Annotated in this window: 15 protein-coding genes and 1 pseudogene; 7 read left to right on the top strand and 9 right to left on the bottom strand. The window is 71.0% G+C overall.

The window, feature by feature from the left end:
• Window positions 1-157 precede the first annotated feature (157 nt).
• From LMU33_RS05600 to LMU33_RS05575, 6 genes are all read left to right on the top strand, one after another.
• Window positions 158-499 carry an ArsR/SmtB family transcription factor gene (locus LMU33_RS05600; protein ID WP_228617874.1) on the top strand — a complete coding sequence of 114 codons (342 nt, stop codon included), beginning with the start codon at window positions 158-160 and terminating at the stop codon, window positions 497-499.
• A complete protein-coding gene (locus LMU33_RS05595; protein WP_228617872.1) occupies window positions 496-2,292 on the top strand; it encodes a SulP family inorganic anion transporter in 1,797 nt (598 codons plus the stop codon). Before LMU33_RS05600 ends, LMU33_RS05595 begins: the two co-directional genes overlap by 4 nt.
• On the top strand, window positions 2,289-2,696 hold the full coding sequence (locus LMU33_RS05590; protein ID WP_228617870.1) for a pyridoxamine 5'-phosphate oxidase family protein: 408 nt from the start codon (window positions 2,289-2,291) through the stop codon (window positions 2,694-2,696). The genes LMU33_RS05595 and LMU33_RS05590 overlap by 4 nt, the downstream gene beginning before the upstream one ends.
• The gene (locus tag LMU33_RS05585; RefSeq protein WP_228617868.1) at window positions 2,696-3,121 is read left to right on the top strand and encodes an ATP-binding protein; all 426 of its coding nucleotides are present in this window, start codon (window positions 2,696-2,698) and stop codon (window positions 3,119-3,121) included. The genes LMU33_RS05590 and LMU33_RS05585 overlap by 1 nt, the downstream gene beginning before the upstream one ends.
• A gap of 159 nt (window positions 3,122-3,280) precedes the next feature.
• The gene (locus LMU33_RS05580) at window positions 3,281-3,631 is read left to right on the top strand and encodes an ArsR/SmtB family transcription factor (protein WP_228617866.1); all 351 of its coding nucleotides are present in this window, start codon (window positions 3,281-3,283) and stop codon (window positions 3,629-3,631) included.
• A gap of 32 nt (window positions 3,632-3,663) precedes the next feature.
• The gene (locus LMU33_RS05575; RefSeq protein WP_308280754.1) at window positions 3,664-3,963 is read left to right on the top strand and encodes an NADH-quinone oxidoreductase subunit B family protein; all 300 of its coding nucleotides are present in this window, start codon (window positions 3,664-3,666) and stop codon (window positions 3,961-3,963) included.
• Here the strand turns inward: LMU33_RS05575 and LMU33_RS41620 are convergent.
• The 3 genes and pseudogenes from LMU33_RS41620 to LMU33_RS05565 all read right to left on the bottom strand — a co-directional run bounded on the left by LMU33_RS41620 (window position 3,944) and on the right by LMU33_RS05565 (window position 5,494).
• Window positions 3,944-4,153: a hypothetical protein gene (locus LMU33_RS41620; protein ID WP_308280753.1), complete on the bottom strand. Its 210-nt coding sequence runs from the start codon at window positions 4,151-4,153 to the stop codon at window positions 3,944-3,946. The genes LMU33_RS05575 and LMU33_RS41620 overlap by 20 nt on opposite strands.
• A 284-nt stretch (window positions 4,154-4,437) precedes the next feature.
• A pseudogene (locus tag LMU33_RS41615) lies at window positions 4,438-4,581 on the bottom strand (hypothetical protein); the annotation flags it as partial.
• A gap of 205 nt (window positions 4,582-4,786) precedes the next feature.
• The gene (locus LMU33_RS05565) at window positions 4,787-5,494 is read right to left on the bottom strand and encodes a TetR/AcrR family transcriptional regulator (protein ID WP_228617864.1); all 708 of its coding nucleotides are present in this window, start codon (window positions 5,492-5,494) and stop codon (window positions 4,787-4,789) included.
• Between the two features lie 136 nt (window positions 5,495-5,630).
• Between LMU33_RS05565 and LMU33_RS05560 the strand changes: the two genes are divergently transcribed.
• Window positions 5,631-6,854: a saccharopine dehydrogenase family protein gene (locus tag LMU33_RS05560; RefSeq protein WP_228617863.1), complete on the top strand. Its 1,224-nt coding sequence runs from the start codon at window positions 5,631-5,633 to the stop codon at window positions 6,852-6,854.
• Window positions 6,855-6,925: 71 nt separating this feature from the next.
• Here LMU33_RS05560 and LMU33_RS05555 read toward each other — a convergent pair whose 3' ends face one another.
• The 6 genes from LMU33_RS05555 to LMU33_RS05530 form a co-directional block, all read right to left on the bottom strand.
• Window positions 6,926-8,212: an ATP-binding protein gene (locus LMU33_RS05555; protein WP_228618356.1), complete on the bottom strand. Its 1,287-nt coding sequence runs from the start codon at window positions 8,210-8,212 to the stop codon at window positions 6,926-6,928.
• Window positions 8,213-8,314: 102 nt separating this feature from the next.
• The gene (locus tag LMU33_RS05550) at window positions 8,315-9,556 is read right to left on the bottom strand and encodes an LmeA family phospholipid-binding protein (RefSeq protein ID WP_228617861.1); all 1,242 of its coding nucleotides are present in this window, start codon (window positions 9,554-9,556) and stop codon (window positions 8,315-8,317) included.
• A 129-nt stretch (window positions 9,557-9,685) separates the two neighbouring features.
• The gene (grpE, locus tag LMU33_RS05545; RefSeq protein WP_228617859.1) at window positions 9,686-10,231 is read right to left on the bottom strand and encodes a nucleotide exchange factor GrpE; all 546 of its coding nucleotides are present in this window, start codon (window positions 10,229-10,231) and stop codon (window positions 9,686-9,688) included.
• A gap of 2 nt (window positions 10,232-10,233) precedes the next feature.
• Window positions 10,234-12,090 (bottom strand): molecular chaperone DnaK, encoded by a 1,857-nt coding sequence (dnaK, locus tag LMU33_RS05540; protein ID WP_228617857.1) that lies wholly within the window; start codon window positions 12,088-12,090, stop codon window positions 10,234-10,236.
• A 79-nt stretch (window positions 12,091-12,169) separates the two neighbouring features.
• Window positions 12,170-13,036 carry a hypothetical protein gene (locus tag LMU33_RS05535; RefSeq protein WP_228617855.1) on the bottom strand — a complete coding sequence of 289 codons (867 nt, stop codon included), beginning with the start codon at window positions 13,034-13,036 and terminating at the stop codon, window positions 12,170-12,172.
• 115 nt (window positions 13,037-13,151) lie between these two features.
• Window positions 13,152-14,435, bottom strand: coding sequence for a gluconate:H+ symporter (locus tag LMU33_RS05530; RefSeq protein WP_228617854.1), 1,284 nt, complete (start codon window positions 14,433-14,435; stop codon window positions 13,152-13,154).
• Window positions 14,436-15,109 lie beyond the last annotated feature (674 nt).

Below are 15,109 nucleotides of genomic sequence, written 5' to 3'. Positions count from 1 at the left end.
GCCTGCGGGAGCAGGGGGCGCCGGGCGCACCCTGATGCACAATTGCAAAATTTCGCAATTGGTTAGATGCTATGTTGGCTGTGCCTGCAGGTAGCCGCGGGCACAGCCGTTCGCATCCGCCCCCGGCCGGGGGTCCACAAGGGGAAGCCGAGGCGTCGTGTCCGTTCCGCTGTACCAGGCGAAGGCCGAGTTCTTCCGGATGCTCGGTCATCCCGTGCGCATACGGGTGCTGGAGCTCCTGCAGGACGGGCCGAGGCCGGTGCGGGACCTGCTCGCCGAGATCGAGGTGGAGCCGTCCAGCCTGTCGCAGCAGCTGGCGGTACTGCGCCGCTCCGGGATCGTCACCTCCACCCGGGACGGCTCCACGGTCGTCTACGCGCTGGCTGGCGGCGATGTCGCGGACCTGATGAAGGCCGCGCGCCGGATCCTGACCGAGATGCTGGCCGGGCGGAACGAGCTGTTGGCCGAACTACGGGACGCCGAGGTCACCGCGCGATGACCGCGAGGATCAGCCGGGCCGGGGCCCGGATCGTCTCACTGCTGCCCTCCGGTGCCGACCTCGACCGGATACGGCGTGACCCACGCCGGGATCTGCTGGCCGGGCTGACCGTGGCGATCGTGGCGCTGCCGCTCGCGCTCGGTTTCGGTGTCTCCTCCGGCCTGGGCGCGCAGGCGGGCCTGGCGACCGCGGTGGTCGCCGGTGCACTCGCCGCCGTCTTCGGTGGTTCGAATCTGCAGGTGTCGGGGCCGACCGGCGCGATGACCGTCGTACTGGTGCCGATCGTCGGCAAGTACGGCCCGAGCGGTGTCCTCACGGTCGGTCTGATGGCCGGAGTGATGCTCGTGGCGCTCGCCGTGCTGCGCGCCGGGAAGTACATGCAGTACGTGCCCGCGCCCGTCGTCGAGGGCTTCACGCTCGGCATCGCCTGTGTGATCGGACTCCAGCAGATCCCGAACGCCCTTGGAGTGCCCAAGCCCCGGGGCGACCGCGTCCTGGTCGTCACCTGGCGGGCGGCCGAGGAGTTTGCGAAGGCTCCGAACTGGACCGCCCTCGCCTTCGCGGGCGGCGTGGCAGCGGTCATGCTGGCCGGCGTCCGGTGGCGGCCGACGATCCCCTTCTCCATCGTCGCGGTGATCGCCGCGACGATCGTGGCCCAGGTGGCCGGGCTGGACGCGGCGCGGCCGATCGGTGCCCTGCCCGCGGGGCTGCCCGTGCCCTCGCTGTCCTTCCTCGACCCGGGCTCCCTCGGCACCCTGATGGCACCGGCCGTCGCGGTCGCGGCCCTGGCCGCGCTGGAGTCGCTGCTGTCGGCATCGGTCGCCGACGGCATGACCGTGGGCCAGAAACACGACCCGGACCGAGAGCTGTTCGGCCAGGGCCTGGCCAACATCGCCGCCCCCCTGTTCGGCGGCGTCCCGGCGACCGGCGCGATCGCCCGCACCGCCGTCAACGTCCGCACCGGCGCGAGCTCCAGGCTCGCCGCGCTCGCGCATGCCGCCGTCCTCGCGCTGATCGTGTTCGCCGCCGCGCCCCTCGTCTCGAAGATCCCGCTCGCCGCCCTCGCCGGTGTGCTGCTGGCCACGGCGATCCGCATGGTGGAGGTCGGCTCGCTGCGGGCGATGGCGAAGGCGACCCGCTCGGACGCGGTGATACTCGTACTGACCGCTGTCGCGACACTCGCCCTGGACCTCGTATACGCCGTCATCATCGGGATGGCCGTCGCGGGCGCGCTCGCCCTGCGTGCGGTGGCCAGGCAGGCCCGTCTCGACCAGGTGCCGCTCGACCAGGGCAACCACAGTGCCGAGGAACACGCCTTGCTCGCCGAGCACATCGTCGCCTACCGCATCGACGGGCCCCTGTTCTTCGCCGCCGCCCACCGCTTCCTGCTGGAGCTGAGCGAAGTGGCGGACGTCCGGGTGGTGATCCTGCGCATGTCCCGCGTGTCCACCATGGACGCGACCGGTGCCCTGGTCCTCAAGGACGCGGTCGAGAAGCTGAACCGGCGCGGCGTTCTCGTCCTCGCCTCCGGTATCCGCCCCGGCCAGCGTCAGGTCCTCGACTCCGTCGGCGCACTGGAACTGCTGCGCCGGGAGGGCGCGGAGTACGCCACCACACCCGAGGCGATCAGCGCCGCCCGCGACCACCTGGAGAACGCCGGAGTCCTGCCGGCCATCCCCGCCCCCAAGACCGTCCCCGCCCCCAAGACCGGCCCCGCCCCCAAGACCGGCCCCGCCCCCAAGACCGGCCCCGCCGCCATGACCGGCCCCACGCCCGAGGAAGCCGCCGTATGAGAGCGTCCCCCACCCCTGTGCGCATGCACGAGCTGTCCGGCGCCGAGGCATTGTGGCTGCTGGAGGGAGGCAGCCTGGGCCGCCTGGTGTACGTGCTGCGGGACCAGGCCGTCATCCGCCCGGCCCGCCACGTGTTCCAGTACGGTCGGCTGGTCGTGCGCACGCCTGCCCCGACCGCGGCGGTGCCCGCTACCGCGATGTACCACGTGGACGAGATCCAGGAGGCGCCGGGTACGGGCTGGGCCGTGACCGTGGCCGGCCCCGCCGAGGTGATCACGGATCGCGACGAGATCGCCCACTATCAGCGCACGATGGCCGGCTGGGCCCACGGTCCGCACGACACGGTCCTGCGGATCCACCCCAAGACGGTCACCGGGTTTCGTCTGACCCGCGCGGAGGTGTGATGCCGACGCAGCTGGAGGTGCTGCCGCACCGGCATGTGCTCACCCTGCCCAGCGAGCCGTCCGCCGTCCGGCTGGCCCGTGAGACCGCGGAGCTGGTGCTCGTGGAGTGGGGAATCGGACTGCGGCACCCCGCGGTGGACCCGGCCCTGTTGATCCTGAGCGAACTGGTCACCAACAGCGTCCGGCACGCGGCGGCCCTCTCCCCGCAGCTCACGGTGATCTACGCAGCCGGCCGGGACTGTCTGGCCTTCGCCGTCCACGACCGCCACCCCTACCAGCCGCTGCTGTACGGATCGGCGACCAGCGGCGGCACGAGCGGTCTCGGCACCGTCATGGAGCTCGTCCTCGGCCTGAGCGGCACGGCGGTCGTCCGCACGGACGCCGACGGCGGGGGCAAGAGCATATGGATCACCCTGCCGCTGTGATACCCGCGAGCGCCCGACCGGCCCGGCTCCTCGATGCGGGTTGGGCCAGGCCGGTTCAGCAGGCGAGGATGGCCGCATGTTCTTGACGACTGGATGGATGGGATGCGCCGGGGCCCGGCCGGCGGGGCCGTTCCGTTGTGCCGAGAAGGAGACGGCTCGATGAGTACGCCGCTGTACCAACTGAAGGCCGAGTTCTTCAAGACCCTCGGCCACCCGGCCCGCATCCGCGTCCTGGAGCTGCTGAGCGAGCGCGAGCACGCGGTCGCCGAGATGCTGCCCGAGGTGGGCATCGAGCCCGCGCACCTGTCCCAGCAGTTGGCCGTGCTGCGGCGCGCGAACCTGGTCAAGACGCGAAAGGAGGGCTCGAACGTGTACTACTCCCTCACCAGCCCCCACGTCGCCGAGCTGCTCCGGGTCGCCCGCACGATCCTCTCCGGTGTGCTGGCCGGCCAGGCCGAACTGCTCGCCGACCTGAAGGCGGCCCAGTCGCAGGGGGAGCCGCAGTCGTAGCGACGGCCGTCGGCCGCGCACCGGTTCGCTGCGTGGACGCGGGTTCCTGCAACGGCTGCGAGATCGAGAACGCCGCCGCGTTCCGTCCGGTGTACGACGCCGAGGCGTACGGGCCACGCCTGGTGGCCCCGCCCCGGCACGCGGACATGGCGCTGCTGACCGGGCCGGTGACCCGGAACATGGGCCAGCCGCTGCGCCGTACCGAGGCTGCGATGGCTGAGCCGCGCCTGGTGATTGCCGTCGGGGACTGCGCGCCTGCCGTCCACCCTTACCAGGCGCGGGCGGCGCGCCGGAGGGTGTCGGGCACCAGGATCACGCCCGGGTGGCGGTGAGCTGCCTGCCGAAGATCGTCCGCGAGTAGCGCCGCACGTTGAGCAGATTTTCGGCGTAGGTGATGAGGGATACCTCGCGCAGGTCGGCGCACAGGTAGGCGCTGGCCTGCGGCTGCGCGGCGATGCGCCTCGCCCAGTTCGGCGAGGCGACGAGCAGATACTCCTCGTCGGCGAGCGGCACCGACTCCACGGCGCGGCCGCGGGGCCGCCGGGGTGGCGATGACCAGGTCGTGGCGGCCCGCCCGCATCTCCTCCAGCAGCGGTTCCGGCAGGCCCTGGGCGACGCGCAGCTGGACGCCGTCGGCGACTAGCGGTAGCAGGGCGGGCAGGACACGCACGCACAGCGGCTCCGACGGTCCGGCGAGGTGCACGGGCGCGGCCTGTCCGGCCGGGGGCCCGCCGCCTTCGAGCGCCGCGAGCGCGTCGGGGCAGCGGGGTGAACAGCTCGCCGCTGGTCTGCTGCTCCAGCGTGCGGATCTGGGCGGTCGCGGTGGGCTGGGACAGCCCGAGCGCCGGGGCGGCGGCCGTGAAGGTTGCCCTGCACCGCCAGGCAGGACGGCATCCCCGACGAGTAGCTCGACGGTCTGGTCCGCGCCGCGTCAGGTGACCGAAGTCCACAGCAGGGTGGCAAGCCGTCAGAGATGCGTCAGGGTCCTGTCGGCCGCCTCTGCCATGGTTGTTCACGTGAACGGCGGTGCGGGCGCCTCATGGTCGGATCCTCGGGGTCCACGCAGGTTCGAATCCTGCACCCTCCGCACAACGCTCAGGCCTGCCTGGCAGAGAGACCCATGCACGGGAAGGCGCAGCGGCGGAGCCGCACGCGTCACGCACCCGGTCGTGACAGGTGCGCGGCGGTGTGTTCCAGCAGTATCTCCAGGGCGACCGGATAGGCGCTGTGCGGCATGTGCCGGGCGAGCAGGTGTGCCGTGGCGGCGATGTTCGGATGCGACTCGGCGGGCAGGCGGGCGTAGGTGGAGTGCCACATCTCCTCGTCGCCCGCGCGGGCCTCGTCCGCCAGCGCGAGGGATCCGGCGTCGAGCGCGGCGAAGGCGAGACTCTGGTCGATGAACGCGTGGTACACGCGCACCGCCACCGGGTCGGGCAGCCCGGCGCCGCGCAGGATGCCGAGGATGGCCTCGTCCACGGCGATCTCGCGAGGCCTCCCGGTGACCCGGCTGGCGGTGAGGACGGCCGCCTGCGGGTGGGCGAGGTAGGAGGCGTGGATGGCCCGGCCCAGCGCGCGCAGGTCCGTGCGCCAGTCCCCGGTGGCCGTCCAGCTGTCGAGCGCCCTGCCCATCAGCTCGTCCCCGATGGCCCGGGCCAGGTCGTCCATCCCGGCGAAGTAACGGTAGAGGGTGCTCGGATCGGCGCCCAGCGCCGCGCCGAGACGGCGTGCCGTCAGCCCGGTGCTGCCGTGCTCCCGCAGTACGCGCAGGGCGGTCCGCACGATGATCTCCTCCGACAGCACGGTGCCGCCGCGTGTGGGCCGCCGCCGCTGACGTGCCGCCTCCGGCACCACTTGCTTCGCCATCCAGGTCGTCCTTCCGTCGCCGGACCGAGCCGCCCCTGCGACCACCTTATGCCAACGGGATTGACCTTATATCCCGGCGTCGCGTTGCATCGAGCCCGTCCGGAGGCGCTCGCCTCCCGGGAGAAAGGTGTGTGACATGCGCGTACTTCTGGTCGGCGCGGGCGGCGTGGGGACGGCCGTCACCCGGATCGCCGCTCGCCGCGAGTTCCTCGCCCACATGGTCGTCGCCGACTACGACCTCGGCCGCGCCGAGGCCGCGGTCGCGGCGCTCGGGCAGCGGGGCACCCGGTTCAGCGCGCGGCGGCTGGACGCCTCGGACCAGGGCGCGGTCCGCCGGATGCTCGTCGAGGAGCGCTGCGACGTGCTGCTCAACGCCACCGACCCCCGGTTCGTGATGCCGCTGTTCCAGGCCGCCCTGGAGGCCGGTGCGCACTATCTGGACATGGCGATGTCGCTGTCCGCGCCGCACGGCGCGCGCCCTTATGAGGAGTGCGGTGTCAAGCTCGGGGACGAACAGTTCGCCCTGGCCCGGCGCTGGGAAGAGGCCGGACGGCTGGCGCTGGTCGGCATGGGCGTGGAGCCGGGCCTGTCCGACGTCTTCGCCCGGTACGCGGCCGACGAACTCTTCGACGACATCGAGGAGATCGGTGTCCGGGACGGTGCCGACCTGCGGGTCGAGGGCCACGACTTCGCGCCGTCCTTCAGTATCTGGACGACCATCGAGGAGTGCCTCAACCCGCCGGTCGTGTACGAAAAGGGCCGCGGCTGGTTCACCACCCCTCCGTTCAGCGAGCCCGAGGTCTTCGAGTTCCCCGAGGGCATCGGCCCGGTGGAGTGCGTCAACGTCGAGCACGAAGAGGTGCTGCTGATACCGCGCTGGGTGGACGCGCGACGGGTCACGTTCAAGTACGGCCTGGGCGACGACTTCATCGCCAAGCTGAAGACCCTCCACGAACTGGGCCTGGACTCGACGGCCCCGGTGAGCGTGCCCGGGGACGGCGGACCCGTACAGGTCTCGCCGCGCGACGTGGTCGCCGCGTGCCTGCCCGACCCGGCCGGTCTGGGGGAGCGGATGACGGGCAAGACCTGCGCCGGCACATGGGTCAAGGGCAGCAAGGACGGGGCGCCTCGGGAGGTGTACCTGTACCACGTGGTCGACAACCAGTGGTCGATGCGCGAGTACGGCTCGCAGGCCGTCGTCTGGCAGACGGCGCTCAACCCGGTCGTCGCGCTGGAACTGCTGTCCACCGGCGCCTGGTCCGGCAAGGGCGTCCTCGGCCCGGAGGCCCTGCCCCCGCGCCCGTTCCTGGACCTGCTCACCGAGTACGGCTCCCCGTGGGGCCTGCGCGACGACAGCTGACCCCGCATTCATCCCCGGCTTCCTCGCCCTTCTCGCGTGGCGGGCGGCCGCGTACTGAGCGACGCCGTGACTCAGAGCCGGCTGTACGCGTCGATGTCCTCGGCGAACTCCTCGACGGCCTGCGCGGTGAGCGTGGGCCGGGTGTCGGCGATGGCGGTCATGTAGTCCTCCGTGGTGGCCGGCCGGCCCTGGCGCTGTGTGACTTCGCGTTCGAACGCCGCCTGCGCGCCCTTGCGGGCGGCGAATTCGATGTCGGCCGGCGTGAACAGTTCGCTGGCCCCGACCAGTTGGCTGAGGTCGGCCGAGCCGGCGGATGCCCTGAGATAGCGGCCCCAGATCGCCGCGCGGGCGGCCCGGTCCGGAGGGCCGACGGGGATGACGTAGTCGAACCGGCCCGGCCGCAGGAAGGCCGGGTCGAGCGAGCGCACCGAATTGGTGGCACAGGCCAGCAGCCGCGAGTCGTGCTCGCGGAAGACGGGGATGAGTTTCAGCAGCTCGTTGGTGACTCCATGGCCGGGATCGACGGCCTTTCCGGATCGCACCCCCGCGATCTCTTCCACTTCGTCGATGAAGAGCAGTACCGAGTCCAGTTCCGCCAGGTCCGCGAAGGTGTCCCGCAGCGCCACGGCCAGGCCCTCACTCGTGTCGGCCGCGAGCCGGGACGGGAAGAGTTCCACGAACGGCCAGCCGAGCCGCGAGGCCACCGCCTTGGCGAAACTGGTCTTGCCGGTGCCGGGCGGCCCGAACAGGATGATCGCCTTGGGCGGGGTGAGACCGTAGCGCTCGGCCAGTGCGGGCTCGGTCAGCGGGAGCACGACGCGGCGCTCGATGACCTCCTTCTCGCGCTCCATGCCGGCCATGGTGCCCCAGAGCCCCTCGGGGAGCATACGGCCGCCCAGCGCGGCGAGGACATCGGCGTTGGCGGTTCCCGGTGGTTCGAGCTTCTCGTAGTAGGTCAGGTCGTCGCGGAACCGGTAGCCGGAGTTCTCCAGAGCCTTCGTCCCAGCGGCGCCGGCGGGGAGCAGCGCGCTGATGTGGCGCACGCCCAGTGCGCGCAGCCGCCGTTCCAGTTCGGCGAGCAGAGCGCTGCCGATCCCGCGCTCGCGCCATCGGGAGGCGAGTGCCACGAGAAGGATCCAACCCCGTTTGCCCTGGGCCTGCGCCACGGCCATACCCACCAGTTCGTCGCCGACCACGGCGACGACCGCCGTCTGGCCGGCCTTGGCCGCGGCCATCACCTCCGACACGGGAAACACCCGGTCCTCGTCGGCCCGGCGGCTCTGGTCCCAGATCTGGATGGCCTGGTCGAGATCGTCGTCGTGATAATCGCGCAGATGCCAAGCGGGCATCGCCACCACCTCGCCCGGGTGTGGGGATCCCATTGTCCCCGCTGCGGCAGCCGGGGACGAACCGAGCCGATCCCGGTCCTTCGTGGCGGTGCGGCGACCGAACCCGAGCGCTCAGTGGCCCAGGAGCAGTCCCGTCCCCGACACGTCCGCGCGGATGCCGTCTCTGTCCACCGTCACGCGCTGCAGGTGCACGGCGCCGTCGGGTGGTGCCGGCAGCTGGAAGGCGAAGGAGAAGCGGTCGGCGATGTCGGGGCGGGTGAGTTTGGTCAGTGCGGTGAGCAGGGTCAGGTCCAGGCCCAGCCGCTTCAGGAGCTTCGGGTGGGCGAGTGCCACGTCCAGGAGGTTGACGCGGGTCAGCTCGTGCAGGAAGCGCGGCGCGCCGGTGAGTCGATGGAGTTCGTCCTCGTCGTGGAGTGCGGCGCGCAGCGCGCTGTCGGGGACACCCAGGCGGTGCACGATCGCCGGGACCGACAACAGGGCCTTGATCTTCTCCGCCTCCCGGGTGAGACGGCGCGCCGAGGCGGGGGTCAGGTGGAGACCCTCGGCGGACCCGGTGCCGGGCCGGTACGTGGCGAGGTCGTCGATGTCGAGCCGTATGCCGTCCACGGAGGTGGCGATGCCGCGGTCCCCGTCGCGCCGGATGCGGGTGTCGGCCCGTACGCTCAGCGCGCGGCCCCCGACACGCACGGTGCCCCTGGCGAGGACACGGCCGGGGCCATGTGCCGTGAACGCCACCTGCGAGGCGCCCAGTTCGCGGTTCATGTCGGCGAAGGACAGCAGGACCTGACCGTGCAGTTGCCGGACGAGCGCTCCGCGCACCGCGGTGGGCCCGTCGCCGTCGAGGCGTATGTCGTCGGCGGTGGCGGTGACCTGGGTGAGGGTCACCCGGTGCGCGGGGATGTCGGGGACGGTGACGGAGACCGAGTCCAGGCGCTGTGCGGCCAGTTGGGTGAGGAAGGGGAAGCCGCCGATGTGGACCTCGGGGGCGGCGGCGAGATGCAGCTTGCCCTTGAGCTGTTGGGAGGCCTTGTGCTCGGCGTAGAGCAGTGCCCATCGGTCGGCCAGGGTCGCGAGACAGGCGAGGGTGAGAACCCAGACAAGGCATCGGGCGACGGTGGTCAGGCCCGTTGCGCGGTTGCGACGGCGGCTGCCACGCCGGTGATTGGGCGGAGCCCAGGGCTCCTCGGTGTCGTCCTGCCGGGTCGCCGTGCCGTCTTCGGTGAGGAAGTCGTCCAGCGGATGGTCTGCCAGCGAGGCCAGTTCCTCGTACGGGTTACGGCGGGGCGGAACCAACTCACCGGCAGGTCCGTCCGACTGGGCAGCATGATGCGTCTGATGGTGGGGGGTACGCATCGGTAGATTTGATCATATAGTCACACCCAAGCCGCAAGACCTACCAGAAGTAAGGCGCGAAATCAGCCCCTCCGCGGCCGGGACGCAGCCTCTCCGGCCAGTCGGCCGACACCGTGCGGCGTCGTCCGTCTACGCGCCGCAGCCGCGGGGACCGTCACCGGCGTCGATCATCGTGAACCGGGGCGCCGCTCGATCGTGCTCGAGCGGGTTTCTCGCGGCCGGCTCCGGCCCGGTGACCTCCACGTTGGCCGGGCGCAGCAGCCGGGGACCGAGCCGGTAGCCGGGGCGCAGGATCTTTGTACAGATCAGCCGGTCGGTGTCGGAGGAGACGTGATGGGTGACGGCGTCGTGGCACGCGGGGTCGAAGGGGTCGCCCCTGTCCCCGAAGACCTCGAGCCCCAGGGATCCCAGCTGGCCGGCCAGGGTGTCGGTGATGTCCTTCAGGCCCGGCGTCATGGGCTCGTGCGCGCACGTGCGGTCGACGGCGTCCAGGACGGGCAGCAGGGCGCGCAGGACGTTGGCCACGGCGATCTCGCGCACGGCCATGCGGTCCCGGCGCACCCGCTTGCGGTAGTTGTCGTACTCGGCCTTCACCCGCTGCAGGTCGGCCGTGCGTTCCTCCAGCAGACGCTGCAGCTCGGCGGGGTCCGGGTGGTGCAGCCGGCCCTTGTCCATCGTCAGCCCGCCTCCGGTTTGTCGTCGTCGACGATCTCGGCGTCCACCACGCCCTCGTCCGAGGCGGCTGCGGAGGACGTGTCCGCACCGGAGGACGCCTGGGTCTCCGCGCGGGAGCCCTCGTACATCGCCGTACCGATCTTCTGCGCCGCCTCGGCCGCACGTTCCATGGCCTGCCGGATCGCCGCTGTGTCCTCGCCCTTGAGCTTCTCCTTCAGCTCGGTGATCGCGCTCTCCGTCTCGCTCCTCGCGTCTGCCGGGATCTTGTCGGGGTTGTCCCTGATGAGCCCCTCGGTGGAGTAGACGAGCTGTTCGGCCTGGTTACGGGTCTCCGCGGCCTCCTTGCGCCTGCGGTCCTCCTCGGCGTGCTGCTCCGCCTCGCGGACCATGCGGTCGATGTCGTCCCTGGGCAGTGCCGAGCCGCCGGTGACGGTCATCTTCTGTTCCTTGCCGGTGCCGAGGTCCTTGGCCGAGACGTGCATGATCCCGTTGGCGTCGATGTCGAAGGCGACATCGATCTGCGGCACTCCGCGCGGCGCGGGTGCGAGGCCCGTGAGCTCGAACATGCCGAGCTTCTTGTTGTACGCGGCGATCTCCCTTTCGCCCTGGTAGACCTGCACGGTCACCGAGGGCTGGTTGTCCTCGGCGGTGGTGAAGATCTCCGAACGGCGGGTCGGGATCGTGGTGTTGCGCTCGATCAGCTTGGTCATGATGCCGCCCTTGGTCTCGATTCCCAGGGACAGCGGGGTGACGTCGAGCAGCAGGACGTCCTTGACCTCGCCCTTGAGGACACCGGCCTGGAGCGAGGCGCCGACCGCCACCACCTCGTCCGGGTTCACCCCCTTGTGCGGGTCCTTGCCGGTCAGTTCGCGCACCAGGTCCGTCACCGCGGGCATCCGGGTCGAGCCGCCCACCAGGATGACGTGGTTGATGTCGGACACCTTGATCCCGGCGTCCTTGACCGCGTTGTGGAACGGGCCCTTGCACCGCTCCAGCAGGTCGGAGGTGAGCTGCTGGAACTGGGCGCGGGTGAGTTTCTCGTCCAGGTGCAGCGGGCCCTCCGCGGAGGCCGTGATGTAGGGGAGGTTGATGTTGGTCTCCGTCGAGCTCGACAGCTCGACCTTGGCCCGCTCGGCGGCCTCCCGCAGACGCTGCACGGCCATCTTGTCCTTGGCGAGATCGATGCCGTAGTTGTTCTTGAAGGTCGTGACCAGGTGGTCGACGATCCGCTGGTCCCAGTCGTCGCCGCCGAGGTGCGTGTCGCCGTTGGTGGCCTTGACCTCGATGACGCCCTCGCCGATCTCCAGCAGGGACACGTCGAAGGTGCCGCCGCCCAGGTCGAAGACGAGGACCGTCTGGTCGTTCTCCTTGTCCAGGCCGTACGCCAGCGCAGCCGCCGTCGGCTCGTTGATGATCCGCAGCACGTTCAGGCCGGCGATCTCCCCGGCCTCCTTGGTCGCCTGCCGCTGGGCGTCGTCGAAGTAGGCGGGGACGGTGACCACGGCGTCGGTGACGTCCTCGCCCAGGTGCGCCTCCGCGTCCCGCTTCAGCTTCTGCAGCACGCGTGCGGAGATCTCCTGCGCCGTGTAGCGCTTGCCGTCGATGTCACCGTGCTCGGGGAACCGCCAGGCGTGATCGCCCATGTGCCGCTTCACCGAACGCGCGGTGCGATCGACATTGGTGACGGCCTGCCGCTTGGCGACCTCCCCGACCAGCACCTCGCCGTTCTTCGCGAATGCCACGACCGAAGGCGTCGTACGGGCACCTTCGGCGTTGGTGACCACGGTGGGCTCGCCGCCCTCGAGGACCGAGACCACGGAGTTCGTCGTTCCCAGGTCTATGCCGACTGGACGCGCCATCTGGACTCTCCTTCCTCGTCACCTCCATTCTCGGCGCCCTGGCCGATGGCGGAAAGCGAGCACGCTCCGCGGCGGGTTGTCAGGGGGTGCCGGGCCGGGACTCGTAGTGCAGGCTGTGAAAACGACCGTTCTCCTCGCGCCCGGCAGGATCATGGCCCAGCGCCCGGACCGTATCGATCGCATACCGGCGCTCCCGCTCGTCCGTGAAGAGCCGCTGGGGGTAGGTGCGGGATACATCGAGCGTGGTGTGCAGACCGCGCGCGGCCAATGCGCGCACGACCGGGTGGTACGACACCGTCCGCAGCACGAACGCGCTGACCCATACCGGTCTGCGGGCACCGTCGAGCAGCGCGGTGAAGGTGCGGGCGGTGACATAGCTGCCACCCCCGGTCAACGTGATGAGGCCGACCTCGGCGAGCGCGCGCCTCAGCCCGGGTCCCGGCGGTCCCTGCTCCAGGTCGTCGGTGAAGGCGGCGTCCAGGAGACCCACCTCCACCGCGTACCGCACGGCGGGGGCCGCGACGTCCAGGCCGAACACCGGCACCGCGTCCGGTCGGCGCCGCCCGGCGTAGAACTCCCTGTCCCGTGCCGCGAGTTGTGCCGTCGACATCTTCAGGCAGTCGGGGGAGGTGTACCGCTCGTACAGGTCCGCCAGCGTCAGGTCGTGGTTGAGCAGCGCGGCGTTGATCCCGTACGAGCAGCACACGTCCAGCACCGCAGGCCGGTGAGGGATGCCGTCGTCGATCGCGGCCCGTTCGGCGGCGGCCTGCCGGAAGGCCGGCTGGGCGTGGTGCGGGATCTCGTACTCCAGCGGGGCCAGCCGGCTGAAGTACATACGGGGGTCCGGCCGGTCGTAGATGTCGTCGAACCGAGACTTGCCGCTCGCCACGGCCTCGGTGTCGCCAGAGCCCGACTCGGCCATGCCGTACTCCTCCTCGCGGAACACATCGGTGCCTCCATCATGTCCCGCCCCTTGTGCCCCGGTATGTCTGCCACACCGAGGTGCTCCGTGTGCTTCGGTCGCACGGCGCTGCCGGGCTTGCTGGAAGCCGGCCGCACGGTCACACGTTCAAGGCGTCCAGAATCGACTCCATGGCGAGGACGCCGGCGAGGCCGAGGACGGAGAGCGCGGTCGTGTACGTGGTGCGCGCCTTGATCGCGTCGATGACGGACAGGTTGAAGTACTCCTTGAACATCCAGAACCCGGGGTCGTTGACGTGCGAGAAGGCGATCGATCCGCAGGAGATGGCGAGGACCATGATCTCCGGGTGGACTCCGCTGCCGGTGAGCAGCGGCAGTGCCACGCCCGAGGCGGTGACGACGGCGACCGTCGCGGAGCCGAGGGCCACGCGGAGGATGGCGGCGATGAGCCAGGCGAGGATGATGGGCGACAGCGACCAGCCGGCGGTGGTGTCCTTGATGTAGTCCGAGATCCCGCCGTCCACGAGGACCTGTTTGAACGCGCCGCCCGCGCCGATCACGAGCAGGATCATCGCCATCGCCTGGGCGGCCGACCGGCAGGAGGCGCTGACCTCTTCCAGGCTGCGGCCGATCCGAGGCCCGAACGCCCAGATCGCGACGCCCAGGGTGAGCAGCAGGGCGATGGGCGCCGAACCGATGAACGCGACGAAGTGCAGGAGGGGCCCCGACCCGGAGGCGGCCAGGTCCGTCACCGCGGCTCCGGCGATGAGCACCACAGGCAGCAGGGCCACCGACAGCGACCAGCCCATGCCCGGCATCTCCTCGTCACTGAAGACCCGGTCACTGACCAGGCCGGTGGGTATGGAGGGGTTCATCCTCCGGACGAACGGAAGGCGCGGCCACGTCAGCGCGACCAGCGCACCGGCCGAAACGGCGATGAACAGGCCGTAGAACAGGGTCAGTCCGACCGAGGCGTGGAAGGTCGCGGCGACCGAGGTCGGGCCGGGGTGCGGCGGCAGGAAGCTGTGCATGGTGGACAGGGCAATCGACATCGGCAGCCCGACCCACAGCAGATTCGTCCGCGTGACCCGTACGAGGGTGAAGGCGACCGGCACGATGATGACGAACGCGACCTCGTAGAACATCGTGACGCCGATGACCATGGCGGACAGCACCATGGCGACCTGGGCCCAGCGCGGGCCGCAGAGGTCGAGCAGCCGGCCGGCGATCCGCTGGGCCGCGCCCGAGTCGCCCATCACCCGGCCGACCATCGCGCCGAGCCCGATGGTGAGCATGGTGTCGCCGATCTGCCCGCCGATCCCCTCGGAGAGCACGTCGGGGATCTTCTCCAGCGGAATGCCCCGGACGAGGCCGACGCCCACGGCCACGAGCAGTACGCCGACGGCTACGACGACAAGTGGCATGGGCCGGTTCCCCTTTGAACTCGCCTGTATGAACGCTGTCTTCATATGCGGCCTGAGCGTCTACATATGGAGATGGAGGCTATGGATGTAGACGATCAAGGTCAACGGGTCTGCGTGGACGGGATCTGACTCGCAGCCGCTTTCGCCCTCCCCGGCGCGTCCGTCGTGACACCGGGGACATTTGCCGCCGCGCTGACGGCGCTGTACGCGCTGAGCGGGTTATGGGTGACGCACGATGCGGCCAACCGGTGGGCGGTCGCCATCGCCTTCGCCGTGGCGGTCTCCGGAGCCGCGGACAAGGCGCTGACTCCGTGGGCGGCGCCACCGCCGCTGCCGGCGCCCTCCACGGATCAGAACAACGGCCGGCCGGCCGCGACGACGGCCCCGGATGCGGATCCCCCCACGGCCCGGACGCGGATCCGTCCGACGGCCCGGACGCGGATCCGTCCGACGGCCCGGACGCGGATCCGTCCGGCCCGCTGCTATTGCCGCCCGCCGGACGGTGGTGGCTGACCCGGGATCGTGTGACGACCGCCGTGGTGTCGGCGGCCGTCACGGCGGCGGTGGGCGGAGTGATCTACGGCGTGCTGGGGCCGGAGGCCGGTCACGGGGGCGCGGCACCCACCACCGCGGCCTCCGGTACTCGGACGTCCGACCCCGGAACGGCAACCCCG

It is taken from the genome of Streptomyces barringtoniae (genome assembly GCF_020819595.1).
Classification (GTDB): Bacteria; Actinomycetota; Actinomycetes; order Streptomycetales; family Streptomycetaceae; genus Streptomyces; species Streptomyces barringtoniae.
This window is presented reverse-complemented; position numbering and strand designations above follow the sequence as displayed.